This window comes from Chromohalobacter sarecensis, assembly GCF_023061135.1.
GTDB lineage: Bacteria > Pseudomonadota > Gammaproteobacteria > Pseudomonadales > Halomonadaceae > Chromohalobacter > Chromohalobacter sarecensis.
The window spans coordinates 252,144-278,344 of the sequence record NZ_JAKGAN010000006.1 but is presented as its reverse complement, the minus strand read 5'-3'; the positions used below and the strand labels follow the sequence as shown (position 1 = coordinate 278,344).

The window sequence follows — 26,201 nt, the reverse complement described above, 5'->3', positions numbered from 1 at the left end:
GTCGCGCTGCCGTCGAGGGCGTCGCGTGTACGGCGTACATTGGTGAGCAGTGGGGCACCGGTGGCGGGGTCGGTCATCAGCGTGCAATCGACGCCATAAAGCCGCCGCACTAGATCGGCCGTGACCGTCTCTCCCGGCGGCCCTTCGGCGAGAATCTGACCTTGATGCATGGCGATCAGGTGATCGGCGTAGCGACAGGCGCCGATCAGATCGTGGATGACCATGACGATGGTCTTGCCCGCAGCAGTGAGCGAGCGAATGAGCTCGTAGACCTCGACCTGATGCCCAAGATCGAGCGCCGAGGTGGGCTCGTCGAGCAGCAGCGTCGGGGTCTGCTGGGCGATGGCCATGGCGATCCAGGCACGCTGCCGCTGGCCGCCGGAGAGCGCGTCTACCGGGCGCTCGGCAAGCGTCGTCAGCCCCGTCAGCTCGAGCGCTTCATCGACGCAAGCCTTGTCGTCAGGAGACCACTGGCGTAGCCAGCTTTGGTGCGGGTGACGCCCGAAACGCACCAGTTCGGCCACGGTCAGCGCCTCGGGTGCATGGGGTTGTTGCGGGAGTAGCGCCAAACGCTTGGCTAACTGTCGGCTTGGTACGCGCTGGATGTCGGCGCCATCGAGCAGGACCGCGCCCGCGCGCGGCTTGAGCAAGCGCGACATCCCCGACAGCAAGGTCGACTTGCCACAGCCGTTGGGGCCCACGATGGCGGTGACCTGGCCGGCAGGAAGGCGCAACTCGAGCCCCTCGATGACGGGCACGTCGCCATAGGCGAGCGATAGCCCCTGCGTCGCGATGTCCGGGGCGCTTTCGTCATCGGGGGGTGCGGAAACGAATGCCTCTTGGGTCATGGGGTCGTCCTGGCATTGGGGTTCAAGAGTATCCATAGGAGCAGCGGGCTGCCGATCAAGGCGGTGACGATGCCCACCGGCACTTCGATGGGGGCGAGTATCACGCGCCCTAGCAGGTCGGCGGCGAGCATGACGATGGCACCTGCCAGGGTCGCGCCGACCACGGGTACTGTGTTTCGAGTGCTGATCTGGCGTGCGAACTCCGGGCCGATCAGCGCCACCATGCCTACCGGGCCGGCCACCGCCACGGCCAGCCCGGTGAGGATCACCGCTACGCTCAACGCCATCAGCCGACAGCGGCTTGCCGAGACGCCCAGGCTGGTGGCCACGGCGTCGGAGAGGCGCATCACGGTCAGCGAGCGTGTCAGCCGGATGGCCGCCAATAGCGCGGGCAGTAACGCCAGTGAGAGTATCGATACCGCATGCGCGGGGCGTGCGTTGAGGCTGCCCACCGTCCACGGATAGGCGGCGTTGGCAGCATCGATGGAAACCCGCGTCAGCATGAGTTGGGTAATGGCGCCGAATACCGCGCCCACGCCGATGCCGGCGACCAGGAAGCGATAGCCGCGCACGCCGATGCTGCCGGTCAGTCCGAAGGTCAGCGCGGCGGCGACGGCGGCGCCGGTCAAGGCCATGGCAGGCGGCGCCAGGCTGATCCCAGTGCCGACCACGGAGGCTACCGCGAAGGCCGTGGCGCCATTGTCGAGCCCCACGATGCCTGGTGTCGCCAGACGGTTGCGCGCCACCGTCTGCATCAGGCAACCGGCCAGCGCGAAAGCTCCCCCGGTGACGAGCCCGGCCACGACGCGGGGGAGGCGCAGTTCATGGACCACGAAAATATCCAGCGCACTGCCGTGGCCGAGCAGTGCCCCGAGCATTGCCGGCCCGGACAGCGTCGCGGCACTGCCGGTCGCCAGCGATACCCCAGTCAGCACCATCAGGAGCCCCGCCAGCAACAAGTTGGCGAGCAAGTTGCGCTTGTCGATGATGATCCGTAGTGGCGGACGTTTGCCCAGCGGCAGCGTAAGGAGAAGTTTGCCCGTTTGCGCCTGGTTCGACGCCTGCGTTCGAGAGAACGGTGTCACTTCGTATTTTGTGGCACGCGAGGCGGTGGAAAGCATATTCGACATGGGCGGCTTGTTCGTTATGGACGACTTCGACATGGATGGCTTACAGCATCGGGAGTCGGCGGCGGCGGACTACGGCGATCAGCACGGGGGCACCGATCAGCGCGGTGATTACCCCTAGCGGCAACTCGGAAGGTGGCACCACGAGTCGCGAGACGATATCGGCACTGACGACGACAATGGGCCCTAGTGGCAGACAGAACCACAAGGTGCGCCGAATGTCGGGACCGGCCAGCGCCCGCGCGGCGAAGGGCACGACCAGCCCCACGAAGGTGACGGGGCCGGCGATGGCCGTGGCGCCGCCGACCAGCAGCGCGACCACGACGATCACCAACAGACGCACCACGCGGGGGTGATGCCCCAGGCCGATGGCGACATGCTCGCCGAGCGCCAGCGCCGCGAGCGGGCGCGCGAGAATGACGGTCAGCAATGCAGCTAGCGCCAGGCTGGGAGCCAGCGGCATCAGGTCTGTGGCGTCCCGGCCGGCGAGGCTACCCACCACCCAGAAGCGGATCTCATCCGCCGTGTATTGATCGAACAGCAGGATCAGCGACGATAGAGAGTGCAGCAAACCCGACAGAATCGCCCCAGCGAGAATGAGGCGCACCGGGTCATTACCGATGCCTTGCAGGCGCGCTGCAGCCAGCACGCACAAACATCCCCCCAGGGCGCCGAGTTGAGCGACCGAGATCCGCAGCGTGGCGGCATCCGCTCCCCACAGGATCGCCAGCGTCACGGCGAAGGCACTGCCCGCGCTGACGCCCAGCAGCCCGGGTTCCGCTAAGGGGTTGCGCGTCACCGCCTGCAGCAGCGCGCCCGCGATTCCCAGAGCGATTCCCACCACCAGGCCGATTCCCAGGCGCGGCAGGCGTAGCTCGCCGATCACGAAATGGGCTTCGCTATCGTGCATGGCGGCGGCGTCGAAATCGCTCAGCGCTTGCCAGGCGCGTCCGGGACCGACGTCCCCGGCCCCGAACAACAGACTCAGCAATGCGATGGCCGCCAGCAAGATCATCAATAGGCCCCATGTGACGACCGGCGAGGGCGACGCACCGGACCAGCGACAGGCTTTCAGGCTTCTCATGACGCGGCTATCGGCGTGACGATTGATGAACGACGCCATGAAGCAGTCACTTCATTTCGTGCATGGCGGTGTCGATGTCGTCGAGGATCGCCTGCGCTGCCATCGGACCGGAGGCGCTGGTCCATAGCTGGCCGCTGACGCTGATGACGTGGTCCTGCTGCACGACGTCGAGGCGGTCGAAGGCCGGCGACTGTTTGGCCGCTTGGTAAGCCTCATCGCCCTCGGCATTCAGCGTGGCCAGGAACAGCCAGTCATTATCGATCTTCGACAGATTCTCCAGGCTCAACGGATCGCTGTGTGGGCGCCCTTCCTTGACGGTATCGCCGTCATCGACCGTGAAACCGCTGCGCGCGAGAAGCGTATTGGAGAAGATTTGCGGCGCCATGACGATGGCACCTTGCGGCATCCAGCGAATCAGGCTGGCCGTGGGTGAGTCCGCGACGTCCTCGCGAATTGCCTGTGTCTGAGCATCGACCTCGTCGATCGCCTCGTTGACGGCATCAAGTTGTCCGAGGGCCTTGCCATAGACCTGCGCCTCCTGCTCCCAGCTATCCATCTGGTAGGGCGTGACATCCGGCACTACGGTGGGGGCAATACGCGATAGCAACTGATATTGAGACTCGGACAACTGCGGCGAGGCGAGAATCAGGTCCGGCTTGAGCGCCGCCACGGCCTCGATGTTGGTTTCCCGCGGTGTGCCGACGATGGAGATATCGCCGGTGGCGTCGCTCAGGTAGGCGGGTACGCCGTCTCCGCCGCGCGTGGCGACTGCACCGAGGGGCGTCATGCCCGTCGTCAGTGCCGTATCCAGCGCCCCTGTGTAAAGCGTGACCACTCGCGAGGGATCGTCATCGACCTCAACCGAGCCGAAAGCCGTTTCCAGGGTTGTGGCGCTGGCCGGCAAGGTCGCGGAAAGCGCGGCGATGCCGGTCGCGGTCATGCAAAAGCGACGTAGAGATGTCATGGCGAGGTTCCTACCTGTTGATCCCGTGAGGAATGATCCGTCGTAAAAGCGCCAAGAATAGTAAACGAGAACGAATGTAAATGAGAAGCTGTCTCACGATGGGGCAGGCGGTGTTGTCTCCATGAGAGACGCAAAGACAGGCATATGGCGGGCCGAATTTAGGTGGCGGATGGCAAGAGTGATGCATGAAAAGAGTGGGTATGTTTTTTCAAGTCCTTGATTTTTAGTGTTTTTAAAAGAAGTTACGACACTTTTCTTAACGGCGAGAGCGTTTCGATGGAGGCGCCTCGGAAAGCGCGTTCGCCATAACGAAACATGGTGTTCGTGAGACCGCCGCCGGCAGCGGGAAGGAAGGGGAAGAACCCCGTCTTGGCTGGGGTTCTCGTTGGTAAGATATGCGTGGCTGAGTGTCAGGCGCGATTTTCGAGGAAGACCAGGGTGCGGCCGTGGGAGAGCGCTGCGGCGTGACGATGGTAGGCGCTGCGGGCCCAGCAGTTGAAGCCGTGATCGGCACCGTCGTAGACGTTAATGGTGACGTCGTCGCGGTCGGCGAAGGTGGCGCGTACCTGATCGACGGTCTCGGCGGGAATATGCCCGTCGTTACCGGCGAAATGGAACTGCACCGGCACGTCGAGCCGTGCGGCCTTGTCCAGATGCTTGTGGATGCCACCGGGATAGAAGCTCGCCGCACGGTCGACGCCGGCGTCGATGGCCGCCAGGTAGGCGAGGATGCCGCCCATGCAGTAGCCGATGGCGGTGACGTCGCCGTCGCATTCGCTGCGTTGGCGCAATGCCTGGGTGGTGCTGGCGAGGTCCTTGACGGCCACCGTGAAATCGATATCGCCGACGAGCTTGAAGGCCTTGTCCATGTCGGCACCTTCATAGGCGAGCTCGACGCCCGGCTCCTGACGCCAGAATACATCCGGCGCGAGCACTACGTAGCCGTCCTGAGCATATTGCTCGGCGACGCTGCGAATGTGGGCATTGACGCCGAAGATTTCCTGAATCAAGACGATGCCGGGGCCTTTGCCGGCGGGTGGCAGGGCTAGATAGCCTTTGAAGGTCTGAGCGTCGTGGGATGTGATATCGATCCACTGGATAGTGACGGCGGAATCGCTCATGGTGTCTCCTTGGAGGGATGAAGCGTTCGAGATATGGCTCTAGTCTAGAGAGCTGACACCATGAAGGCCAGGATGTTTGCAGGCGAACGATGCTCCAGGCTTGTCGCTCGGGGCTTAAGCTTTTAAAGAATATAAAGATCGTGTTTTAGAATTTTTCATTCTTTTAAGTCTTGCCTAGCCTAGAGGTCTTCATCCCCGATTATTCACGGCAACGATGAGAGGTCCAATGTCGCAAGGACGCTTGTCCGAATCGAACAGCCCCCTCAGCGCCGATCAGGCGCGGCGGCTCAATGAAGCGCTGGCCGATCTCGACGCCCGGCAACGTGCCTGGTTGCAGGGCTATCTGGCCGGTCTGGATGCGCATGACGCGCCCGCGGCCGCCGAATCGCCGGCCTCGACGCCCGGTGAGCCGCTGACCGTGCTGTTCGGCAGCCAGACCGGCAATGCCGAGGGCGTGGCCGAGCAGGCCGTTGAGCGCGCGCGGGCCCGGGGGCTTGAAGTCGAGCTGAAGGACATGGCGTCCTTCGGCAAGCAAGATCTCAAGCAGGCCACTCGCTTGATGGCGGTGGTCAGCACTCAGGGCGATGGCGATCCACCGGATAGTGCGCTGAGTTTTTATGAGTTGCTGGCGGGGCGCAAGGCGCCACGTTTGAGTGACGATCATCGCTTCGCCGTCTTTGGACTGGGCGATGCCAGCTACGAGTATTTCTGCGAGTCCGGCAAGGTGCTCGATTCGCGCCTCGAGTCGCTGGGGGCGCAGCGCCTATGTGCGCGGGTCGATGCCGATGTCGATTACGAAGAGACCGCGACGCAATGGATCGACGCGACGCTCAAGGCCTTCGCTGCGCTCTCGGGAAGTGCTGCGCCAGAGCCGGCGTCCGATACGTCCGGCGGCGCGGCCGCCAGCTACTCGCGTTCGCATCCCTTCCAGGCGGAAGTGCTGGAGGTGCAGCCGCTCAATACCCAGGATTCCGACAAGCAGACACTGCATGTCGAGCTCTCGCTGGAGGAGTCGGGACTGGAATATCGCCCCGGCGATGCGGTGGGCGTCGTGCCGCAGAATGACCCCGCCTATGTCGATGAGCTGCTGGACACCTTGCGGCTGGATGGCGAGGCGCCATTCGAGGAAGGGCGCCAACTGCGCGACGCCTTGCTCAACGATTTCGAGGTCACCACCCTGACGCGTCCCTTCCTCAATCACTGGGCCGAGATCAGCGATGATGCCGAGCTGCGTCGCCTGCTCGACGAAGAGTCGCGCGACGAGTTGCGCGAATGGCTGCAGGGGCGGCATATCATCGACGTGCTGGAGCATTTTCCGGTCGAGGGGCTGGAAGCGGACACCTTCATTCGTGCGCTGCGCAAGCTGCCGCCGCGCTTGTACTCGATTGCCTCGAGCCAGGCCGCGGCCCCCGACGAAGTGCATCTCACGGTGGCCGTGGTGCGCTATGAAACCCACGGTCGCGCGCGCGGCGGCGTGGCGACGACCTACCTCGCCGACCGCGTCAGCCCTGGCGATCACGTGCCGATCTACATCGATCATAACAAGCACTTCAAGCTGCCCGACGATGACGCGGCACCCATCGTGATGATCGGGCCGGGCACTGGTGTGGCGCCGTTCAGGGCCTTCCTTCAGGAACGCGAGGCGCGGGATGCGAGCGGCGACAACTGGCTGTTCTTCGGCGACCGGCGGCGGCGCAGCGACTTCTTGTATCAGGCCGAATGGCTGCAATGGCGCAAGACGGGGCTCCTGTCGCGGCTCGACGTGGCGTTTTCCCGCGACCAGCAAGACAAGGTCTACGTGCAGGACCGCCTGCGCGAACAGGCCGCCACCCTCTATGATTGGCTGCAGGCCGGGGCCTATGTCTTCGTGTGCGGCGACGCCGAGCGTATGGCGCCGGACGTCCACCAGGCCTTGCTCGATGTGATTCGCGAGCAGGGTGGATACGACGAGGAAGCCGCTGCCGAGTACCTGCGTGACCTGCAGCAGCAAAAGCGCTATCAGCGCGACGTCTATTGAGGAGACCGACATGGATATCATCGCCAAGCTGCGTGACGTGTCGCTCGACGAGCTGCACCCCAACGAACGCCTCAAGGTCGAGAGCCACTATCTTTATGGCACCCTTGAGGAGAGTCTGGCCGACCGGGCCACCGGCGCGGTCAATGAAGCGGACACCCAACTGACCAAGTTTCACGGCTTCTATCAGCAGGATGACCGTGATGTGCGCGACGATCGCCGCCATCGCAAGCTAGAGCCGCTTTACTCGTTCATGGTGCGTCTGCGCCTGCCCGGCGGGCGGGTATCGCCCGAGCAGTGGTTGACGCTGGATGACAACGCCAGGCGCTATGCCAACGGCACGCTGCGCATCACTACGCGTCAGACCTTTCAGTATCACGGGGTGTTCAAGGAAAACCTGCGTGGCCACTTGCAGGCGCTGGACAAGTCGATGATGGATACCATCGCCGCCTGTGGTGACGTCAATCGCAACGTGATCTGCACCGCCAACCCGCACCGCTCGGCGGTGCACCGTCAGATCTACGACCTCGCGCACGAGATCAGCACGCGTCTGTTGCCGAGCACGCGGGCCTATCACGAGATCTTCCTCGGCGAGGAGCGCGTGGCGGGTGGGCCTCAGGAAACCGACGACGAGGTTGAGCCGCTCTATACGCGGCATTACCTGCCGCGTAAGTTCAAGGTCGCGCTGGCGATCCCGCCCGAGAACGATGTCGATGTGTTCGCCCACGATGTCGGCTTCATCGCCGACGTACAGGCGGGCGAGCTCAAGGGCTTCAATGTGTGCATCGGTGGTGGCATGGGCATGACGCACGGCGAGACCGCGACCTTCCCGCGGCTTTCTGACATCGTCGGCTACTGTACGCCGGATCGCGCGGCGGCCGTGTCGGAAGCGATCATGCTCGTGCAGCGTGATAACGGCAATCGTTATGACCGCAAGCAGGCGCGTCTCAAGTACACCGTCGAGGCCTTAGGCGTCGAAGGCTTCCGCGAGCGCGTCGAGGAGTACCTGGGCGAGTCGCTGGCGCCGCCAATCGAGCTGCCGCTTACCCATAACGGTGACCGGCTGGGTTGGTATCAGGGTGAGGATGATCTCTGGCACTACGGCTTGTTCGTTCAGAACGGTCGCCTGGCGGATGTCGACGGAGGTCCGCAGCTACTGAGCGGCATGCGCGAGATTGCCAAGGCGCATGACGGCGATATCGTCCTGACCACCAACCAGAACCTGATCATCACCCAGGTGCCCGAGGCGCGCCGCGAGGCCATCGACACGCTGCTGGCGGATTACGCGATGACGTTCGAGACGACGCCGCTGCGCCGCCACGCGATGGCTTGCGTGGCATTCCCCACTTGTGGCTTGGCGATGGCCGAAAGCGAGCGTTACCTGCCGTCGCTCATCGACCGGCTCGAGGCGATCATGCAAGACGTGGGCCTGGGTGACGACGCCATCGTCGTGCGCATGACGGGGTGCCCGAATGGCTGCGCGCGGCCCTATCTGGCGGAAATCGGCTTCGTGGGCAAGACCTTGGGACGCTACAACCTCTATCTGGGCGGCGGTTTCGCCGGCGAGCGTCTCAACAAGCTCTACCGCGAGAATATCGACGAGGCGACCATCCTCGAGGAACTCACGCCGCTGATTCAGCGCTACGCCGCCGAGCGCGAAGCGGGCGAGGCCTTTGGCGACTTCGTGGTGCGCGCCGGGGTGATCGCACCGACCCTGGCGGGGCGTGAATTCCATACTCACTGAGTCTGCTAGCCTTGGCGCCTGGATGGGCGCCAGGTAGTGGTCTGTTCGCGCGATGTCGTGTTACTGAAAGACGAAACTCGGCCCTTCGTGAATGCCGATCTGCTGCAACAGTTTGACCAACGCGCCATAATCGCGAAGTGAGCGCTTCGTGCGGCTCTTCGCGGCCATGTCTTGCAGTATGCTCCCGCGTTCGGGGATCGCCAGATAGTCGAGAATGGCGCGCCAGAATCCCACGTCGAGTTCGACAAAGTCGTCGATGGCGCGCATCAAGTGGGCGCGAAAAATGGCCTGCTGTCCGGCGCCGAGACGTTCATACACGGCGCGGGCAATCTCACCGAAAATGGCGGCGTGCGAGGCTTCGTCCTGGCGGTGGAGCTCGGTGTTCAGACGGTTGAGCGGCTGGATGCTGCGGTCCTGCGAGAGACGTTTCAAGAACACGTTGATGGTCATCTCGGCCACGGTGGCATAGGCCATGCGGATCAAGGCGAACTCACGCTCGTTGTCCGCCTTGGAAAGCGCTGTCTCCATGCGCTGCTCGAGCAGGGGCGTGGGAATGTGCAAGTCCTGAAGCTGATGCTGACGACGCGCGCAGTCGCAGACCTCTAAGCACATCAGTATATGGAACTGCTCGTCCACCTGGGTCTGCGCGATGGCCTTCTTGGATATGCTGTCGCCGACGCCGGGCAGGGCATCCCGCAGCAGCAACGAGCACATGGGATTGATGACCTTGTCCTCGACGAAGATCGTCTTCTCGTTGTAGTTGATCCAGGCGCCAGCGAGGACGCGGCGTTTGTCCGCTTCGTCGATGGCCTGGAAACGCGGGTCGTCCCAGAACGGCACCATTGACGGCGGAAAGTCCGGCGCCGTGGTGTCGTAATATTCGCTCAGGTCGAGTCGCGCCTTGCGCACCGCGACGCGCTGGTTCCAGTTTTCGGTGAGGCGCGCGAGTATCTCGCTTTCGCGGGCCGTCGTGGGTTGATCGATACCAGTGTACATGTAGGTTCTTCCTTGAAAATCCTTGCCTAGAAGCCGGCCGCTTTCCCGAGCGATGGGCGCTGTCGATCGAGCCGACGTAGGAAGTTCGCCAGCATGAGATGGCCGTGCTCGGTGAGGATGGATTCGGGATGAAACTGCACGCCCTCGATATCCAGGTCGCGATGCCGAATGCCCATGACGTCTTCGATATTGCCTTGTGCGTCACAGGTCCAGGCGCTGATCTCGAAATCGGCGGGCATGCGCTGGCGGGTGACGATCAGCGAGTGGTAGCGCGTCACGCGCACGGGCTGGCTGACACCGGTGAACACGCCGCGTCCGTCGTGATAAACGTGCGATACCTTGCCGTGCATGACCTCGCGAGCGTGCTCGACATACCCACCGAAGGCCTCGGCGATCGCTTCATGACCCAGGCAGATGCCCAGAATCGGGACCTTGCCTGCGTAGGCCTTGATAACTTCGAGCGTGATGCCGGACTGCGACGGCGTGCAGGGCCCCGGCGAGATCAGGATGCCCTCGATGTCGTGGCTTGCTAGCTGGTCTAGCGTCATCGCATCGTTCTTGACGATCCATGGCTGGACGCCCAGTTGGTTGAGGTAGGACACAATGTTGTAGGTGAACGAATCGTAGTTATCAATGAGACACAGCATAAGTTGCCTCCTGTCCCGCCCAGGCGGTAAGGGTTTGTATGGCCTGCTCGCTGAGCGTGACCGGGACGACGCCACGCACGGCATTGGTCAGCCATATGGCGTCGGCGTCGAGTAGATCCTGCGGGGTGATCGGGCGTTCACAACAGCGCTCGCAACTCGCTTCGATGAGCGTCTCGCGGGCGATGCCGGGGAGTACACCTTCGTCGAGAGGCGGTGTCAGCAACAAGCCATCTTTTTCGATGAATAGGTTATGGCGACTGGCTTCGGTGACGCGGCCTTGGTGATTGAGGAAGGCCACGTCGTAATCACCCTGGGCTTGGTGTCGTCGATATTCGCTGTCGTAGATATCGCGTGCGGTGGTCTTGTAATGCAGCAAGAAGGCGTGCTGGTCGATGGATCGGTCGCTGATACCCAGTCGCGCCGTAGATGGCGTTTCGTCCTCGGGCCCCAGCGACGTGGTGGTGATATCGAACTGGCCGTCGTGGGCGAGTGAAAGGCGCACCCGCGTGTCGTGATCGAGTCCGTCGATGGTCTCGGCGAGGGCCAGCCGGACGCTGGTCGCCTCGAAGGCGAAGTGCAGATCGTGTGCCGCGTGTGACAGTCGTTGCAGGTGTTTTTCGAGGTGCGCGATGTGGGCACCATCCGCTTGGTAACGCATGGTCTCGATGAGCTGCAGGTCCTGATTGAGCCCGCTCAAGAAGCGCGCCTTGAGCAGGCATTCCGCGTATTCGGCCTCAGGGTCGGACTCATGGAGTACGCCGCCGCCGATGCCCATCTCCGCATGGCCGTCGGCATGGACTATGCAGGTGCGGATGGGCACGTTGAAACAGAAATCGTTGTGAGGCGTTAGGTAGCCGATCGCGCCGGTATACACGCCGCGCGGTTCGTGCTCCAGCTCTTCGATGATCTGCATCGTGCGTATCTTGGGGGCACCGGTGATCGAGCCGCAGGGGAATAGCTCGCGGAACACTTGCTCGATCCTGGCGTTGGTGTCGATCTTGCCGGTCACCGTGGAAATCATCTGATGCAGCGTCTCGAAGGTCTGTATCTCGAACAGATTCTTGACCGCCACGGAGCCCGGCGAGGCGACGCGGCTGACATCGTTGCGCAGTAAATCGACGATCATCACGTTCTCGGAGCGTGTCTTCGTATCGTGGCGCATCGTATCGAGAATATCGGCATCCTCCTCGGCCGATGCTCCACGCGGGAAGGTGCCCTTCATGGGCTTGGATTCCAGCGCCGTCCCTTGTTTACGTAAGAAGAGTTCCGGCGATAACGAGAGTACCGAATACTCCGGAAAGTTGAGCAGTCCTCCGAACTCGACTTTTTGGCGGTCGCGAAGTTTGCGATAGAGTGCAACGGGCGTACCCTGATATTCGAAGCGATATTTAAGTGTGTAATTGACCTGGTAGGTATCGCCTTCACGAATATACGATTTTATTTTTTCTATGTTGTCGAGATATTCTTCGCGCCGCGCGTTGAGCGCTAGGTGGCGAATAGCCGCGGGTGTCGTGTCGGGTGTTTGGGCTTCGAGAAACCGGCTGGCTTGATGCTGTGATAAACGGCGCACGTCGCGAAACGCATAGAAATGCACCAGTGGGGTATCGCTCTTGACGCGACGGCAGAACTTGAAATCCGGCTTGTCGGCAAGCGCATAGCCCGCCTCGTAGGCGAGGTAGCCGGATAGGTAATAGCCTTGCTTACGCAATTCATCGAGCTCGCGCAACGCGCCCTGTAAGGCATCGTTGCGGTAACAGATCACTTCGTATTCGGGGTTTTCGAACAACAACGAAGCACGGTGATCGCTCGAGCAACGGGTATTCTCTAGCAGTATGAAAATACTGTCTGTTTGTTGTTTATTCAGGCTGCGCATCACCCTTGCTCCCTAGTATTAATTATAGGTTTATTTAAGGGCGTGCAGGTGTTTATGTCAACGATGATTATATTGGTATTATTGTGTTGTTTATTTAGTGTAAAGAGTTTGCTGCGTGTGTAAAAGTTACCTCAAAAGTAGAGTGATAAATCTACACAATGCGTGGCAGGAAAATACTGCGTGTCGATGAGAATGATCGTTCCGCCGTCAGTCGCAATGCGATTCACCGACGGCGGAACGACTCAACGCAATTGGCTGTCCTTGCTGCCTCGGCGGTTGTAGCCGCTGGCATCACGGCTCTGATGCCGATCACGCTCACTCTGACAGGCAATGCACAGGCGTACCCCGGGCACGGCATCGCGCCGCGCCTGGGGAATGGGATCGCCACATTCTTCACAGTGACGCAGGCTCTCGCCACTGGGTAGCTGGTGGCGCGAGCGTTGCACGGCGTCTTCGATGGTGCTGTCGATCTGATCCTGAACGGCACCGTCCTTCGACCATCCTCCTGCCATGTCGTCTCCTCGGCATTTGGCATGCCGCGCCTGTGGTATGGATCCGCGGGCCCTCAACTCGTGGCGAGCATTCCCGTGGCGTTTTCGACTTCTTCGCTCGACATCAGCGACAAGGTGACGGGGATCGACTTGCCGGCGATGGTGTTGCTTTGGCGGTCCCGGTTGGTGACTGGAATCAGGTCGTTGACCTCCGGATAGTACGCGCCCAGGCAGTTCTCGGGTAAATCATAGGCGATGAGCTTGAAACCTGACACCTTGCGTTCGATGCCATCGTCACTGACGGCGGTCAGCGTGACGCGATGCCCTGCCTCGACGCCGTGTTTTTCCATGTCCGTGGGATTCATCATCACCACGCTGCGGGTGCCGTAAATATCGCGATAACGGTCGTCATAGGAATAGACGGTGGTGTTGTACTGATCGTGACCGCGAATCGAGAGCAGTTGGAAGTGCGTATCGTCGGGAACGGAGTCGTCTTCGGCAAGCATGTCGCCGGGGAACAGGAAATTGGCCTTGCCCGAGTCGGTGTGCCAGAGACGGTCACGCGCGGCGATATCGAGATGGAACACGCCTTCCGCCTCGAGACGGCGGTTGTAATCGCGGAACGTCTCGGGCTGCGTGGCTTCGATCTTGTCGCGGATGCGCGCGTAATCCTCGCTGAGCCATTCCCAGTCGACCCTGGGGTTGGGGGCGAGCGTGGCGCGTGCCAGCCCGGCGACGATGGCGATCTCCGAACGCAAATGTGGCGATGCCGGCTCCAGCGCACCGGTCGAGCCTTGCACGTTGCACATGCCGTCCTCGATGGTGATGGTCTGTTCTACCCCGGCCTGGATATCCTTCTCGGTACGCGCCAAAGGCGGCAGCAGGTAGGCGGCCTTGCCGTGAAGGAGGTGGCTGCGATTGAGTTTGGTGGCGATCTGCACGGTGAGCGGAATATTTTTGACACGTGCGGCGACGCGCGCCTGATCCGCAATCGCGCGGAAGAAGTTACCCCCCATGCCGAGGAAGGCGTCGACCTCGTTACGCAGGATGGCCTCGCAGCACAGCGCTACGTCGTGGCCGTGCTCGCGCGGGCATTGGATACCGAAGACCTCGTCCATCTTTGACAGGAACGTCTCGCCCGACCGATGAAAGATGCCCACGGTACGATCGCCCTGGACGTTGGAATGGCCGCGCACCGGACAGGCGCCTGCGCCACGGCGGCCGATGTGACCGCCCATCAGCAGTAGGTTGAGGATCTGGTGAACGTTGTCGCCGCCACGGATGTGCTGGGTGATGCCCATGCCCCAGCAGCAGATGACGCGCTCGGCGCGCATCCAGGCTTCGGCGGCTTCCTCTATGGCCGCACGCTCGAGGCCGCTATGGCGTTCGAGACGTTCCCAGGGCAATGCCCGGCAGTGCGCGGCGAAGGCCTCGAAACCGGCGGTGTGCATGCTGATGAAGTCGTGATCGATTACCCGTTTGCCACCGCTGGCGCGAGCCTCGTCGTCGACCTCGACGATGCGCTTGCACATGCCTTGAATGGCGGCAATATCGCCGCCGATACGCACTTGATGGTATTGCGAACTGATCGGCACACCGTGGTTGGTGAGCATGTCCTTGGGCGTCTGCGGATTGGCGAACTTGACCAGCGCCCGCTCGCGAAGCGGATTGAAGGTGATGACTTCGGCGCCGCGTTGGCGGGCCTCGTGGAGCAGGCCCATCATACGTGGGCTGTTGGTACCGGCGTTCTGGCCGAAGATGAAAATTGCGTCCGCGTGCTCGAAATCCTCCAGCGTCGTGGTGGCCTTGCCTACGCCGATGCTCTGGGGTAACGCGACGGAGGTTGTCTCGTGACACATGTTGGAGCAATCCGGGAAGTTGTGCGTACCCAGCATGCGACCGTAAAGCTGCCACAGAAACGCCGCTTCGTTGGAGGTGCGCCCCGAGGTATAAAGCTCGACCTTCTGGGGATCGTAGGTCTTGAGGCGTTCGCCGATCTCGCGAAACGCGGTGTCCCAGTCGATAGGATCGTACTTGTCGGTGGTGGCGTTGTAGCGCATTGGATGCGTCAGTCGGCCTTGCTTCTCGAGTGCGTGATCCGACCAGTCGAGGAGTTCGGTCAGTGTGTGCTTGGCGAAGAACTCCGGTGTGGTGCGTGCTGCCGTGACCTCCCAGGCGACCGCCTTGGCACCGTTCTCGCAGAATTCCATGGGCCCGGGGCGCTTGGGATTGGGCCAGGCACAGCTGGGGCACTCGAACCCGCCTTGGGGTTGGTTGATCTTGAGCATCAAGGCGTTGCCCTTGAAGGGCACCCTCTCACGCAGGAAATGCGCCTCGGTGGCCTGGATCGATTGCCAGCCGCCGCCCGGTGCATCGTGCTCGGCTTGCTGGCCGTGTACTGCATCATCTGTGAGCGAACGTGCCATGTTGGTTCCTTCTACTGTCGCCCACCCACGATAGAACACGACACGTCGCGGGCTTATCGTATGGTGGCTAGTGAGTATGTGACTAGCGAGTATGGCAACGAAAACACGATCTTGCAGGGGGAAAGAGGAGGAAACGGAGAGGAGAAAGGGAAGAAAAGGGAGACACGCCAGCGGCGTGTCTCGTGGCAAGCGAAGATCAGGTCAAGGCGGCGACGGCGGCCTTGGCGATCTGGACGTCTTGATCGGGTTTGACGCCGGAAACGCCGACGCTGGCGATGACGTTGCCCTCGACGATCAGCGGCACGCCACCGGCGAGCAAGGCTTGCATCGGCGCGCTGACGAAGGCGGTACGGCCGTTGTTGATCATGTCCTCGAAGACTTGGGTCTCCTTACGGCCGATGGCGGCATTGCGTGCCTTCTCGGTAGCGATGTCGGCGCTGAACGGTGCCGCGCCATCGAGGCGACGCAGGCCGAGCAGGTGGCCACCGGCATCGGCGACGGCGACGGTGATTGCCCAACCGTTGGCATCAGCTTCTTTTTGGGCGGCGTCGAGCAACTGGTTGACGTCGCTAAGTTCAAGTACTGCGTGAGTCTTCATTTGTGTCTCCTTGGTAGATCATGGCTACGGGCTACGGGACGCTCGCAGCTCGAGGCGCGTCGCTCGTAGCCGGGGTCAGGGCCTCATCGACGATTTCGATCCAATGCCGAACCGGGGTACGGCCCGCGCCCGCCAGATGGGTCTGGCAACCGATGTTGGCGGTGACGATTTCCTCGGGATGACCCGCTTCGAGCGCGTCGAGTTTGTCGTCGCGCAAGCGTGTCGCCAAGGTCGGCTGGGTGATGGAGTAGGTCCCGGCCGACCCACAGCATAGATGGGGATCGCGCACCGGGGATAGCGTGAATCCCAGACGCGTCAAGACGCCTTCCACGGCGCCGCCGAGTTTCTGGGCGTGTTGCAGCGTGCACGGGCAATGGAAGGCGAGGCGCTTGTCGTGGCGCGGCGCCAGCGCCTCGAGGTCTTCGTCGCGCAGGATCTCCACCAGGTCCTTGGTGAGTGCGCTGATGTGGCGTGCCTTCTCGGCATAGCGTGGGTCGTCGGCGAGCATCTCGCCGTATTCCTTGACGAAGGCGCCGCAGCCGCTGGCGGTCTGGACGATGGCCTCGGTGCCTGCTTCGACGTGTGGCCACCAGGCGTCGATATTGGCGCGCATGCGTGCACGACCGTCCTGCTGGGCATTGAGGTGATAGTCGATGGCGCCGCAACAGCCGGCCTCCGGGGCTGAGCTCAGGGCGATCCCCAGACGGTCGAGAACGCGGGTCGCGGCGGCATTGGTGTTGGGCGCTAGCCCCGGCTGGACGCAGCCCTCGAGGACCAGCATGTGGCGGGCATGGGTCGCAGGCGTGGCGGCTCCCACGTTGACCGCGTGGGGCGGGATCTTGTCCTTGAGCGGCGCCGGCGCCAGCGGGCGAAAGGTTTGCCCCAGTGAGAGCAACGCTTGAAAACGACGCGGCTCGACCAGTGCCTTGCGCAAGCCGTAACGCAAGGCGCGTTCCTTGTAGGAGCGCCCGACGCGCCGCTCGACCTCGGCGCGCCCGATATCCAGCAGCTTGTGGTATTCGACGCCGGAGGGGCAGGTGGTTTCGCAATTGCGACAACTCAGGCAGCGGTCGAGATGTGTCTGCGTTTCTTGCGTGACCTGGTCGTCATCGTCGCGGCTTTCGAGTAGCTCCTTCATCAGATAGATGCGTCCGCGCGGGCCATCGCGTTCGTCGCCCAAGAGTTGGTAGGTCGGGCAGGTGGCGTTGCAGAAACCGCAGTGCACGCACGAGCGCAGGACGCGGTCGGCCTCGCGAATGTGCGGTTGGCGCAGGGCCTCGTCGGTGAAATTCGTCTGCATGGCTATAGCCCCTCGTAGAGTCGCTCGGGGTTGAAGATGCCGTGTGGGTCGAGCTCGGCCTTGAGTCGGCGGTGGTACTTGGCCAGCACCGGCGAGAGCGGCGTGAAAGGCATCTCGATGCCGTGGGGTTGGTCGAGGTCGATACGCGTCGCGTGCCCGCCGACATGGGCGGCATGCTGGCGTATCGTCTCGGCCGGCGTATCGCTGCGCCACCAGCGCTGCGCGCCCGCCCAATCGATGAGTTCGTCGCCGTCGAGCGGTACGGCGGGGGCGCGATGCGGCAGCGACAGCCGCCATAGCGGGCGGCTGTCGTGGTGGCGCGAAAAGAAGGCCAATTCGAGTTCGCGCAGTCGTCGCCAGAAGTCGGCATCGTCCGGCTCGCCACCGAGTCGCTCTCGCGTGGTGGCTACCGAGCCGGCGCCGCCTTCCAGACGAATATGCAGAGTCTCGCCATCGTGTGCGGCCCCAGTGATGGGCAGTGGCTCGCGGCCCCACTCGGCGAGGCGCGCCATGGCCGCATCACGGGTCATCTCAAGACGCAGCGTGGCGCTGGCGGCGGGGCGTGGCAGGACCTTGAACGAGACCTCGTCGATCACCCCCAGCGTGCCCTGAGCGCCGACCATCAGCCGTGAAAGATCGTAGCCGGCGACGTTCTTCATGACCTCACCACCGAAGCGCAGCCGCTTGGCGTCGTGGGTGATGAGCCGCGTGCCGAGGACGAAATCGCGTACGCTGCCTGCCCAGGGGCGGCGTGGGCCGGCGATGCCACAGGCCACCATGCCGCCCACCGTGGCGGTAGCGGCGAAATGCGGCGGTTCGAAGGCCAGTTGCTGCCCTGCCTCGGCAAGCGTCTGTTGTAGCGCGGTCAGGCGAGTACCGGCGCGCACCGTGACCACCAGTTCGACCGGATCATAGTGGACGATTCCCGTGTGCGCGGCGAGCGAGAGCGTCTCGCCGCTGACGGGGCGACCGTAGAAGCCCTTGCTGTTGCCGCCGACCAGACGCAAGGGTGTGTTGTCCCGCGCCGCTTCGCGCACGCGTTCGAGCAGGGCGTCGCTGGCATCGTGATCGGCGGCCGGCAGGCTCTCGGGCGCGGGGGCCGGGCGTTGATCCTGAGAGTGAGTCATGCGGGTTTCCCTTTCTTCACGCAGCGTTAGAAGCGCGGCAATTCGGGGTGTGGCAATTGCCCCTGGTGAACGTGCATGGCGCCGAATTCGGCGCAGCGCGCCAGCGTGGGGATATTCTTGCCGGGGTTGAGCAGCCCGCGTGGATCGAAGGCGGCCTTGACGGCATGGAAGACCGTGATCTCGTCGGGATTGAACTGGGCGCACATCTGGTTGATCTTCTCGCGGCCCACGCCGTGCTCGCCGGTGATGCTGCCGCCGACCTCGACGCACAGCTCGAGGATTTTGCCGCCGACTTCCTCGGCCAGCGCCAGCTCGCCCGGGGCGTTGGCGTCGAACAGGATCAGCGGATGCATGTTGCCGTCGCCGGCATGGAAAACGTTGGCCACGCGCAGGCCGTGCGTCGCCGAGAGCTCGGCGATGCTCTTCAGCACGTGCGGCAGTTCGCGGCGCGGAATGGTGCCGTCCATGCAGTAGTAGTCGGGCGCCATGCGTCCCACGGCAGGGAAGGCGGCCTTACGTCCGGCCCAGAAGGTGGCGCGTTCGGCGTCGTCTCGCGCGAGGCGGATATCGGTGGCGCCGGCCGCTTCGAAGACGTCGCGCACCGTCTCGCAGTCGGTGTGGACATCGGCCTCGACGCCGTCCAGCTCGCACAGCAGAATGGCTTTGGCGTCGACCGGGTAGCCGGCCTTGACGAAGTCCTCGGCGGCTTGAATGGCGAGTTTGTCCATCATCTCCAGGCCACCGGGAATGATTCCCGCAGCGATGATGTCGCCTACCGCCTTGCCGGCCTTCTCGACGTCATCGAAGCTGGCCATCAGTACCTTGGCGACCTCGGGCTTGGGCAGCAGCTTGACGGTGATCTCGGTGATCACACCGAGCATCCCCTCGGAGCCGGTGAACAGCGCCAGCAGATCGAAACCCGGCGTATCCAGCGCCTCGCTGCCCAACGTGATGTGCTCGCCCTCGAGGGTAAGAATGTCCACCGCGAGCACGTTGTGAACGGTCAGGCCGTATTTCAGGCAATGCACGCCGCCGGCATTCTCGGCGACGTTGCCACCGATCGAACAGGCGATCTGCGAGGACGGGTCGGGCGCGTAGTAGAGCCCGTAAGGCGCCGCCGCCTCGGAGATCGCCAGGTTGCGCACGCCAGGCTGTACGCGGGCGATACGCGCTTCCGGATCGACCTCGAGAATGCGACTGAAGCGCGACATCACCAGTAGTAGGCCCTTTTCGAGGGGCAGGGCGCCTCCAGAGAGGCCGGTGCCCGCGCCGCGCGTCACCACCGGCACGCCCCAGGCGTGACATGTTTCGAGTAGCGAGGCGATCTGCTCGAGCGTTTCAGGAAGCGCCACCAACATGGGGAGTACGCGGTACGCGGAGAGTCCATCGCACTCGAACGGACGCAGATCCTCCTCGCGATGCAGCAGCGTAAGCTGGGGAAGCGTGGCCTGCAGGTGGGCGATCAATGCCTCGCGGTCGACGCTGGGGAGCGCGCCGTCGAGGCGTTCGTCAAAGAGGATGTTCATGAGGCCTCCTCGGGCGGCGCAGGGATTGAATCAAGATGATATCCACCTCGAAGTTGCATCGAATATGGAAAGTGTTTCCATGTTCGCGCATGGCGAATGATCGTGCCTATTAGCCGAAAGGATAAAATCTGGGGAATTGGTAAGACCAATAAAAGGAGCCCCGGCGATGAAGCCGGGGCGCGGGAGGTGGGTCAATACTCTAAGCGATTAACCCATTAACGGGTCGCTTATCCCGACCACGTAGAACGCGATCAGACCGATGAGTCCGGTGAAGATCAGGTAGTAAAGCGTCGGCAGGATCGTCTTGCGTAGCGTGGTGCCTTCGCGGCCCAGCAGCCCCACAGTGGCGGAGGCGGCGACGACGTTATGAATGGCGATCATGTTGCCCGCTGCGGCGCCCACGGCTTGCAGGGCTACCATCATCGCGGTGGACAGCCCCAAGGCCTCGGCGACGTTGAACTGGAAGTCCGAGAGCATCAGGTTGGAGACCGTGTTGGAGCCGGCGATAAACGCGCCCAGCGCACCGACGGCGGGAGCGAAGAACGGGTAGACATGCCCCACGCCATCGGCGACGAGTTGTGCCATGGCCACGGGCATCGAGACCAGATCTGCCTGATTGACGCCGGAATTAATCAGGATGCGCACCATCGGCACGGTGAAGATCAGCACGAAGCCGGCGCCCAAGAGTGTCTTGGTCGACTCGCTGAAGGCGGCGCCCAGCTCGCTGGCGCGCATGCGGTGCAGCAGCACGGTGAGCAGTACTACGACCAGGATGATGCCGCCGGGCAGGTACAGCGGCTCGAGGCTGCCGGAGACGCCGCTCTCACCGAGGATGTCGTTCCAGCTCATGCTGAGCGATTGCAGCGTCGAGGTGACCGACGGCACGGTGCGCGAGATCACTAGGAGTACGGCCAGCAGCACATACGGCATCCAACCCATGAAGACCGACATTGGCGCCTTGCCGGCGACCTGGTCCATCTTGATGTCTAGACGTCCCAGCCACTCGTCCGGCCATGTCGAGCTGTCCGGGAAGTCCCAGGTGTCCTTGGGCAGTAGGAAACCTTTTTTGGCCGCAGGAACGACAATTGCTAAGCCCACCAGAGCACCGATCATCGACGGGAATTCAGGGCCCAGGATGACGCCCACCAAGGCGTAGGGCACCACGAAGGCGACCCCGGTGAACAGTGCGAAGGGCGTGATCGAGAGACCTTCCTTCCAGGAGCGATTGGCGCCGAAGAAGCGCACCATCACGATGACCATGATCAGCGGCATCAGAACCCCCACGATGGCGTGGGTGATGGCAACTTCCGAGGCGATCAGACGGAAGAAGCTTTCCCAGCTCGAGCCGCTGGCGGTCAATTGTTCGGTGATGGCGTTACGGTTGAGGCCGCCGGTGACGCCCACCACGACAGGGGTGCCGACCGCGCCGAAGGAGACCGGCGTGGACTGGATCATCATGCCCACGGTGACGGCGCCCAGGGCGGGGAAGCCCAGCGCCACCATCAGCGGTGCCGCCACCGCCGCCGGGGTACCGAAACCCGAGGCCCCTTCGATGAAGCAACCGAACAGCCAGGCGACGATCAGCGCTTGCACGCGGCGGTCGGGGCTGATGCTGGAAAAGCCGTTGCGGATGGCGGTGATGCCGCCGGAATGCTTCAGCGTATTGAGCAGCATGATGGCGCCGAAGATGATCCACAAAAGGCCCACGGTGAGAATCAGCCCCTGGAACGTCGAAGCCAGTACCCGGGTGAAGGTCATGTCCCAGGCCAGCAAGGCGATCAGTGCGGTGACCACGAAAACCACGGGCATGGCGACCTTGGCCTGAACCCGGAAGCCAATCAGTAGTACGCCGGCCAGTACCAATGGCAGGAAGGCGAGTAGTGAGAGCAGCGTTTGATTCATGAAAGTGCCCCTGACGGTGTTGTTGTGCAGCGCCAGACGGAGGCATGCAGATGCCGCCCGTCATTGAGCGAAAGATAAACGTGAAAAACCGTGGGGCCAATTGTTGGATAATTGGTATGACCAATAATGCTGGCAGGCTAATGATCTTGAAATACCCTTCAAAATCAAATTTCTATAGCCTTGCTTGTGACCTTCGTCGGAGCCTTGTGGCGTGTTGACGAGGTGTTTAGTACGCCTTGAGTTCGACTAATAGACGAGCCTTTTCAAGGACATCGCGGCCCGGACGCGGGCGCCGTAGGCGCGATTGCGTGGCATGTGGTAGCGTCGGAGGTCCGGCGCGTGAGCTATTCTCACGCTAAGCCTATGAGCAAAAAGGAGCGGTGGCATGACGTTGCAGATGTACGATTTGAGCGGGCGTGACGAGCGGCTACGGTTCTCGCCATACTGCTGGCGTGTGCGTTATGCGTTGGCACACAAGGGCCTGGAATGCGATTTCATTCCGTGGCACTTCACGCAGAAGGACGCGATCGCGTTTTCGGGACAAGGCAAGGTGCCGGTGCTCGTCGACGGCGAGACTACGGTCACCGATAGCTACGAGATCTTCCGCTACCTGGATCGCGTGTATCCGCAAAACCCGCTGTTGGGCGACGACACGGCCGAGTCGCGGGCGCGTTTCTTCAAGTTCTACAGCGAGCGAGCGCTGGCGCCGGGGATCCTGAAAACCGTCATCATGGACTTGTTCAATGTCGTGCATCCCGACGATCAGGCGTACTTCCGTGAAACGCGCGAAAAGGCGCTGGGTCGCAGCCTCGAGGAAATGCATGCGCCAAGCAAAGGGCTCTCGGCACTCGATGCGGCCCTCGAGCCACTGCGTGGGCGCCTCGAAGAGGCCGATTTCCTCGACGGTGAAGCGCCCGGCGGCGCCGACTACATGGTCTTCGGCCACTTCATGTGGGCGCACTGCGTCTCGACGGCGGATCTCGTTTCCAATGCCGACCCGGTCTATGCCTGGATCGAGCGCATGCTGGACCTGCACGGCGGCGTAGGGCGCAATGCCACGCGTATCGTCGACATCGAAGGCGGCTATCCCGGCTGATGGCGCCGTGAACGCGCATCGGCGGCAAGGCATATGTGGATAAGGAGCGAAGCATGAGCGATATCGTATTGATTACCGGCGCGACCTCGGGCTTCGGTCGCGCGGCGGCGCGGCGTTTCGCTGAGGCCGGCTGGTCGTTGATTCTCACTGGGCGGCGCGCGGAGCGCCTCGAGGATATCGAGAAGGAGCTGAGCGGTAAGGTGCCCGTGCATACTGCAGTGCTCGACGTGCGGGATGCCGAGGCAGTCAAGGAGGTCGTCGCGGCGTTGCCGGAGGGTTTTCGCGCGGTCAAGGCGCTGATCAACAATGCCGGGTTGGCCCTGGCGCCGGAGCCAGCGCCGAAAGCGGACCTGGCCGATTGGCATACCATGATCGATACCAATATCACCGGGTTAGTCAACGTGACGCATGCGCTGCTGCCCACGCTGATCGAGACCGGGGCCGGTGCAAGCATCGTCAATCTGGGCTCGGTCGCCGGGCAGTGGCCGTACCCGGGGAGTCACGTCTACGGTGCGAGCAAGGCCTTCGTGCAGCAGTTCACCTACAACCTGCGTTGCGACCTGCAGGGTACCGGCGTGCGCGTCACCGATATCGCGCCGGGCATGGCTGAAACCGAGTTCACGCTAGTGCGTACCGGTGGCGATCAGGCGGCCTCCGACAAGTTATATGGCGATACCACGCCGCTCGAGGCTGAGGATATCGCTGAATTGATCTTTTACACGGTCTCGCTGCCGGCGCATGTCAACGTCAATCGCCTCGAGGTCATGCCGACACGCCAGGCGTGGTCCGCCTTCGCCGTCGACCGCGACTGAGTCAGTCGTCGGCGATCAAGCGCTTGCCAAGGGTCACGAAGTCACCATCGTCGTACCCTTGGCGGCGGTAGTAGTCGATCAGTGCGGGATGCTCGTTGCGTACCATCAGCATCAGCTTGGGGCAGCCCCGAGCCTGCAAGGCGCGCTCCACGGCGGCGAGGAGTTGGCGGCCAAGCCCGCAGCGCTGACGGTCGGGGCTGACCGCCAGATAGTGTACCCAGCCACGATGACCGTCGTAGCCCGCCATGGCGCTGGCGATCACCGTGTCTGCTTCTATCCCGACCAGGAACAAGCTGGGGTCTTCCGCGAGCTTGCGGGCGATGTCACGCCGCGGGTCGTTCCATGGTCGCGTCAACTCGCAGTGTTCCCATAGCGCAATGACGCTCTCTTCATCGCCGGGCTGGAAAGGTCGGATCTGCATATTAACTCTCTTGGATGGCTTTAGCTGTCAGGCGGTCTTGGCCGTGGAAATGGCCGGTTTTTGGCGCTTGGCCATGACCTCGGCCTGATGTTCCAGCACCAGCACAAGTCGCTCGATCAAGCCTTCGATGAGTTCGCGCGTGTCTTCCTCGATGCCGCCATGGCGTGCGATGGCGTCGTCCAGTGCTTGGCCAGCTTCGTTTATTCCTTGGGGCGAGCGGCCATGGGCACTGGCCTCGAAGCCGTCGGCCAGCGTGGACAGAAGATGTCGCATAGCGTCATGTACCGGTGCTGATGCGTCATCCAGGCGGTGGCGCAGGCGCAGACACGAGCGCCCCAAATCGAGGCCATTGAGGCCGATCATGAACAGATGGCGATGATCTTCGGGCAGCATGTCGTCGTGCCGGGCGAGTTGCAGCAGGCGGTCGGCCATACGGCCGCTGAAGCGGCTTTCGGCTTCATGCAAGGGCTGCTGGTCGATATGCCGCAAGTCGTGGCTGATGGCGCCGATCAAACGCCGGCGTCGAATGGGTGTGCCCAGGCCAGGGAATAGCCGGAAGCCCATCACCACGGCGCTGAGCCCGACGATAACGGCGATAGCGCGATTGGCGAAGCTGTCGAAGGAAAAGTCCATGCCATTGCCGGGCATGGTCAGCAGAATGTTGAAGATGGTGAAGGCCAGGCAATAGCCCATCAGGCGTGGATTGGAGGCCCCGAGCATTCCCAGGAAAAGTGGCGTGATAAATAGCATGGCGAGCATGGGAAAGCCGTTGGCCTGCGAGAGCAGCACATGGCCGAACAGAAAGGCGCTGGGTAATGCGGCCAGCATGCCTTTGAAGAACATCATGCAGATCGTCACGGGGTTGTCGCGGGTGGCGAAAAACGCCGAGAACAGCGTGCCGAGCAGCATCGCCACCTGGCCGTTGCCCCAGTGGGTCTGCAACCAGAAGATCGCCAGACACGAGAAGACCAGCCCCGCACGGCCGGCATTGAGCCGCGCTACCAGGTGATCGCGATGCCAGGACAGCGAGCCGGCGCGGAGTTGCTTGCGCCCGGGGTGGGCGATGGCCTCACGCGCATCGAGCATGATCATGGCGTGGCCGAGCACCTCGCGCAGGGCCAGGATCACGCGGCGCTGCAAGGGGTCGAGCTGGGTGTCGGTGTAGGCATGCGCTCGCTTGCGCAGTTCCTGTAATTGGCGACGTGCCGCCGGGACGCCTTGCACATGCTCGGCATTGCGAAAGCCATCGGCGATTTCGCTGGCCAACTGGTGCAAGGGAGCGCTGATGCGCTCGCGGTGGTCGTGCAGCAACTGATAAAGCGCGCCCAGCGTGGCGAAAAAACGTAACGTGCGCCGGGTGAGTACGTGCGTGGCACGGATGCGGCCGGCGCCATCGGGGCCCTCGTAGCGTGCCGCCTGGCTGTCGGTTTCGAGCATCGTCAGCGGTTCGAGACTGGCGGTCAGCGATTGCTGCATGGTGTCCAGGCCATCCCCGGCATCGAGGCGTTGCCCGGCGTGGGTGAAGGCCTGGTTGATCACCTCATCGGCTTGGCTGGCCAGGTGATCCTTGACGCGAGTGGGCCATAGCAAGGCACTGACCAGGGTGGCGCAGAGGGCGCCGAGCCCCAGTTCGGAGAGCCGAGCGATGGCGATATCGAAGATACCGCTAGGAGGCTGATTGGCGGAAATCACCACGATCAGCATCGCCGTGACGGCGCCCATGATGCAGCCGTAGGAAAAGTTATTGCGCAACAGCGAACTGCCGTAGGCGCAGAACATGATCCACAGCGTCAGCACCACCAGCGCGGGCACGCGTGCCTGAGCGAAGAAGGCCATGATCACGATGCCGACCAGCGCCCCGATGAGTGTGCCGCCGATCTGGCAGATGCCCTTCTCGACGACCATGCCGCTCATCGGTCGGATCTGCAGGAAAGCCGCCGAGATCAATGCCCAATAGGGGCGGTCGAGATCGCACCATAGCGCGATGTAAAGCGCCAACAGCATCGCCAGTGTGGTTTTGGTGGCGAACTGCAGTGACGTCTTCGAGGGGGTGAGGTAGGTTTCCAGCCAGGGCGACATGGGCG

General features: G+C 62.8%; 21 protein-coding genes. 4 read left to right on the top strand and 17 right to left on the bottom strand.

What is annotated here, in order from left to right; translation table 11 throughout:
- The 5 genes from L1071_RS11785 to L1071_RS11765 all read right to left on the bottom strand — a co-directional run.
- Positions 1 to 848 (bottom strand): ABC transporter ATP-binding protein (locus L1071_RS11785; RefSeq protein WP_246975092.1); only part of this gene is annotated, 848 nt, incomplete at its 3' end.
- Positions 845 to 1,969, bottom strand: a complete 1,125-nt coding sequence (locus L1071_RS11780) for a FecCD family ABC transporter permease (RefSeq protein WP_378109689.1) — start codon at positions 1,967 to 1,969, stop codon at positions 845 to 847. The genes L1071_RS11785 and L1071_RS11780, both read right to left, overlap by 4 nt.
- A 49-nt stretch (positions 1,970 to 2,018) precedes the next feature.
- The gene (locus L1071_RS11775) at positions 2,019 to 2,990 is read right to left on the bottom strand and encodes a FecCD family ABC transporter permease (protein ID WP_246975098.1); all 972 of its coding nucleotides are present in this window, start codon (positions 2,988 to 2,990) and stop codon (positions 2,019 to 2,021) included.
- Between the two features lie 115 nt (positions 2,991 to 3,105).
- Positions 3,106 to 4,023, bottom strand: coding sequence for an ABC transporter substrate-binding protein (locus tag L1071_RS11770; protein WP_246975090.1), 918 nt, complete (start codon positions 4,021 to 4,023; stop codon positions 3,106 to 3,108).
- A gap of 410 nt (positions 4,024 to 4,433) precedes the next feature.
- Entirely contained in the window at positions 4,434 to 5,144 is a 711-nt protein-coding gene (locus L1071_RS11765) for a dienelactone hydrolase family protein (protein WP_246899586.1), read from the bottom strand.
- A gap of 226 nt (positions 5,145 to 5,370) precedes the next feature.
- Here L1071_RS11765 and L1071_RS11760 point away from each other — a divergent pair, with 226 nt between their 5' ends.
- Both L1071_RS11760 and L1071_RS11755 read left to right on the top strand, forming a co-directional pair.
- Positions 5,371 to 7,161, top strand: a complete 1,791-nt coding sequence (locus tag L1071_RS11760; RefSeq protein ID WP_246975089.1) for an assimilatory sulfite reductase (NADPH) flavoprotein subunit — start codon at positions 5,371 to 5,373, stop codon at positions 7,159 to 7,161.
- 10 nt (positions 7,162 to 7,171) lie between these two features.
- Positions 7,172 to 8,902: an NADPH-dependent assimilatory sulfite reductase hemoprotein subunit gene (locus tag L1071_RS11755; protein ID WP_246975088.1), complete on the top strand. Its 1,731-nt coding sequence runs from the start codon at positions 7,172 to 7,174 to the stop codon at positions 8,900 to 8,902.
- A 60-nt stretch (positions 8,903 to 8,962) separates the two neighbouring features.
- Here L1071_RS11755 and L1071_RS11750 read toward each other — a convergent pair whose 3' ends face one another.
- The 10 genes from L1071_RS11750 to L1071_RS11705 form a co-directional block, all read right to left on the bottom strand.
- Positions 8,963 to 9,898: a diiron oxygenase gene (locus tag L1071_RS11750; RefSeq protein ID WP_246975087.1), complete on the bottom strand. Its 936-nt coding sequence runs from the start codon at positions 9,896 to 9,898 to the stop codon at positions 8,963 to 8,965.
- Between the two features lie 26 nt (positions 9,899 to 9,924).
- Entirely contained in the window at positions 9,925 to 10,545 is a 621-nt protein-coding gene (locus L1071_RS11745; RefSeq protein ID WP_246975086.1) for an anthranilate synthase component II, read from the bottom strand.
- Positions 10,529 to 12,418, bottom strand: a complete 1,890-nt coding sequence (gene pabB / locus L1071_RS11740; protein WP_246975084.1) for an aminodeoxychorismate synthase component I — start codon at positions 12,416 to 12,418, stop codon at positions 10,529 to 10,531. The genes L1071_RS11745 and pabB overlap by 17 nt, the downstream gene beginning before the upstream one ends.
- Before the next feature lie 242 nt (positions 12,419 to 12,660).
- On the bottom strand, positions 12,661 to 12,930 hold the full coding sequence (locus L1071_RS11735; protein WP_246975082.1) for a DksA/TraR family C4-type zinc finger protein: 270 nt from the start codon (positions 12,928 to 12,930) through the stop codon (positions 12,661 to 12,663).
- A gap of 53 nt (positions 12,931 to 12,983) precedes the next feature.
- Positions 12,984 to 15,335, bottom strand: a complete 2,352-nt coding sequence (locus L1071_RS11730; protein ID WP_246975080.1) for an FdhF/YdeP family oxidoreductase — start codon at positions 15,333 to 15,335, stop codon at positions 12,984 to 12,986.
- Between the two features lie 196 nt (positions 15,336 to 15,531).
- Positions 15,532 to 15,933, bottom strand: a complete 402-nt coding sequence (locus L1071_RS11725) for a GlcG/HbpS family heme-binding protein (RefSeq protein ID WP_246899575.1) — start codon at positions 15,931 to 15,933, stop codon at positions 15,532 to 15,534.
- Positions 15,934 to 15,964: 31 nt separating this feature from the next.
- A complete protein-coding gene (gene glcF, locus L1071_RS11720) occupies positions 15,965 to 17,233 on the bottom strand; it encodes a glycolate oxidase subunit GlcF (protein WP_246975078.1) in 1,269 nt (422 codons plus the stop codon).
- A 2-nt stretch (positions 17,234 to 17,235) separates the two neighbouring features.
- Positions 17,236 to 18,360, bottom strand: a complete 1,125-nt coding sequence (gene glcE, locus L1071_RS11715; protein ID WP_246975076.1) for a glycolate oxidase subunit GlcE — start codon at positions 18,358 to 18,360, stop codon at positions 17,236 to 17,238.
- Positions 18,361 to 18,386: 26 nt separating this feature from the next.
- Positions 18,387 to 19,886: a glycolate oxidase subunit GlcD gene (gene glcD / locus L1071_RS11710; RefSeq protein ID WP_246975074.1), complete on the bottom strand. Its 1,500-nt coding sequence runs from the start codon at positions 19,884 to 19,886 to the stop codon at positions 18,387 to 18,389.
- Positions 19,887 to 20,093: 207 nt separating this feature from the next.
- Positions 20,094 to 21,788: an L-lactate permease gene (locus tag L1071_RS11705; RefSeq protein WP_246975072.1), complete on the bottom strand. Its 1,695-nt coding sequence runs from the start codon at positions 21,786 to 21,788 to the stop codon at positions 20,094 to 20,096.
- Between the two features lie 385 nt (positions 21,789 to 22,173).
- On the opposite strand from L1071_RS11705, the gene L1071_RS11700 reads away from it, so the two are divergent.
- Positions 22,174 to 22,884 (top strand): glutathione S-transferase N-terminal domain-containing protein, encoded by a 711-nt coding sequence (locus L1071_RS11700; RefSeq protein ID WP_246899568.1) that lies wholly within the window; start codon positions 22,174 to 22,176, stop codon positions 22,882 to 22,884.
- 53 nt (positions 22,885 to 22,937) lie between these two features.
- The gene (locus L1071_RS11695) at positions 22,938 to 23,696 is read left to right on the top strand and encodes an SDR family NAD(P)-dependent oxidoreductase (protein ID WP_246975069.1); all 759 of its coding nucleotides are present in this window, start codon (positions 22,938 to 22,940) and stop codon (positions 23,694 to 23,696) included.
- A gap of 1 nt (position 23,697) precedes the next feature.
- Here the strand turns inward: L1071_RS11695 and L1071_RS11690 are convergent, their stop codons facing one another.
- Positions 23,698 to 24,117: a GNAT family acetyltransferase gene (locus L1071_RS11690; protein WP_246975067.1), complete on the bottom strand. Its 420-nt coding sequence runs from the start codon at positions 24,115 to 24,117 to the stop codon at positions 23,698 to 23,700.
- A 27-nt stretch (positions 24,118 to 24,144) separates the two neighbouring features.
- Entirely contained in the window at positions 24,145 to 26,196 is a 2,052-nt protein-coding gene (locus L1071_RS11685; protein WP_246975066.1) for an FUSC family protein, read from the bottom strand.
- Positions 26,197 to 26,201 lie beyond the last annotated feature (5 nt).

Coding starts and splice junctions, on each gene's coding strand:
- L1071_RS11780 (WP_378109689.1), bottom strand. CDS start 1,969: ATGCTTTCCACCGCCTCGCGTGCCACAAAATACGAAGTGACACCGTTC.
- L1071_RS11775 (WP_246975098.1), bottom strand. CDS start 2,990: ATGATCTTGCTGGCGGCCATCGCATTGCTGAGTCTGTTGTTCGGGGCC.
- L1071_RS11770 (WP_246975090.1), bottom strand. CDS start 4,023: ATGACATCTCTACGTCGCTTTTGCATGACCGCGACCGGCATCGCCGCG.
- L1071_RS11765 (WP_246899586.1), bottom strand. CDS start 5,144: ATGAGCGATTCCGCCGTCACTATCCAGTGGATCGATATCACATCCCAC.
- L1071_RS11760 (WP_246975089.1), top strand. CDS start 5,371: ATGTCGCAAGGACGCTTGTCCGAATCGAACAGCCCCCTCAGCGCCGAT.
- L1071_RS11755 (WP_246975088.1), top strand. CDS start 7,172: ATGGATATCATCGCCAAGCTGCGTGACGTGTCGCTCGACGAGCTGCAC.
- L1071_RS11750 (WP_246975087.1), bottom strand. CDS start 9,898: ATGTACACTGGTATCGATCAACCCACGACGGCCCGCGAAAGCGAGATA.
- L1071_RS11745 (WP_246975086.1), bottom strand. CDS start 10,545: ATGCTGTGTCTCATTGATAACTACGATTCGTTCACCTACAACATTGTG.
- pabB (WP_246975084.1), bottom strand. CDS start 12,418: ATGCGCAGCCTGAATAAACAACAAACAGACAGTATTTTCATACTGCTA.
- L1071_RS11735 (WP_246975082.1), bottom strand. CDS start 12,930: ATGGCAGGAGGATGGTCGAAGGACGGTGCCGTTCAGGATCAGATCGAC.
- L1071_RS11730 (WP_246975080.1), bottom strand. CDS start 15,335: ATGGCACGTTCGCTCACAGATGATGCAGTACACGGCCAGCAAGCCGAG.
- L1071_RS11725 (WP_246899575.1), bottom strand. CDS start 15,933: ATGAAGACTCACGCAGTACTTGAACTTAGCGACGTCAACCAGTTGCTC.
- glcF (WP_246975078.1), bottom strand. CDS start 17,233: ATGCAGACGAATTTCACCGACGAGGCCCTGCGCCAACCGCACATTCGC.
- glcE (WP_246975076.1), bottom strand. CDS start 18,360: ATGACTCACTCTCAGGATCAACGCCCGGCCCCCGCGCCCGAGAGCCTG.
- glcD (WP_246975074.1), bottom strand. CDS start 19,886: ATGAACATCCTCTTTGACGAACGCCTCGACGGCGCGCTCCCCAGCGTC.
- L1071_RS11705 (WP_246975072.1), bottom strand. CDS start 21,788: ATGAATCAAACGCTGCTCTCACTACTCGCCTTCCTGCCATTGGTACTG.
- L1071_RS11700 (WP_246899568.1), top strand. CDS start 22,174: ATGACGTTGCAGATGTACGATTTGAGCGGGCGTGACGAGCGGCTACGG.
- L1071_RS11695 (WP_246975069.1), top strand. CDS start 22,938: ATGAGCGATATCGTATTGATTACCGGCGCGACCTCGGGCTTCGGTCGC.
- L1071_RS11690 (WP_246975067.1), bottom strand. CDS start 24,117: ATGCAGATCCGACCTTTCCAGCCCGGCGATGAAGAGAGCGTCATTGCG.
- L1071_RS11685 (WP_246975066.1), bottom strand. CDS start 26,196: ATGTCGCCCTGGCTGGAAACCTACCTCACCCCCTCGAAGACGTCACTG.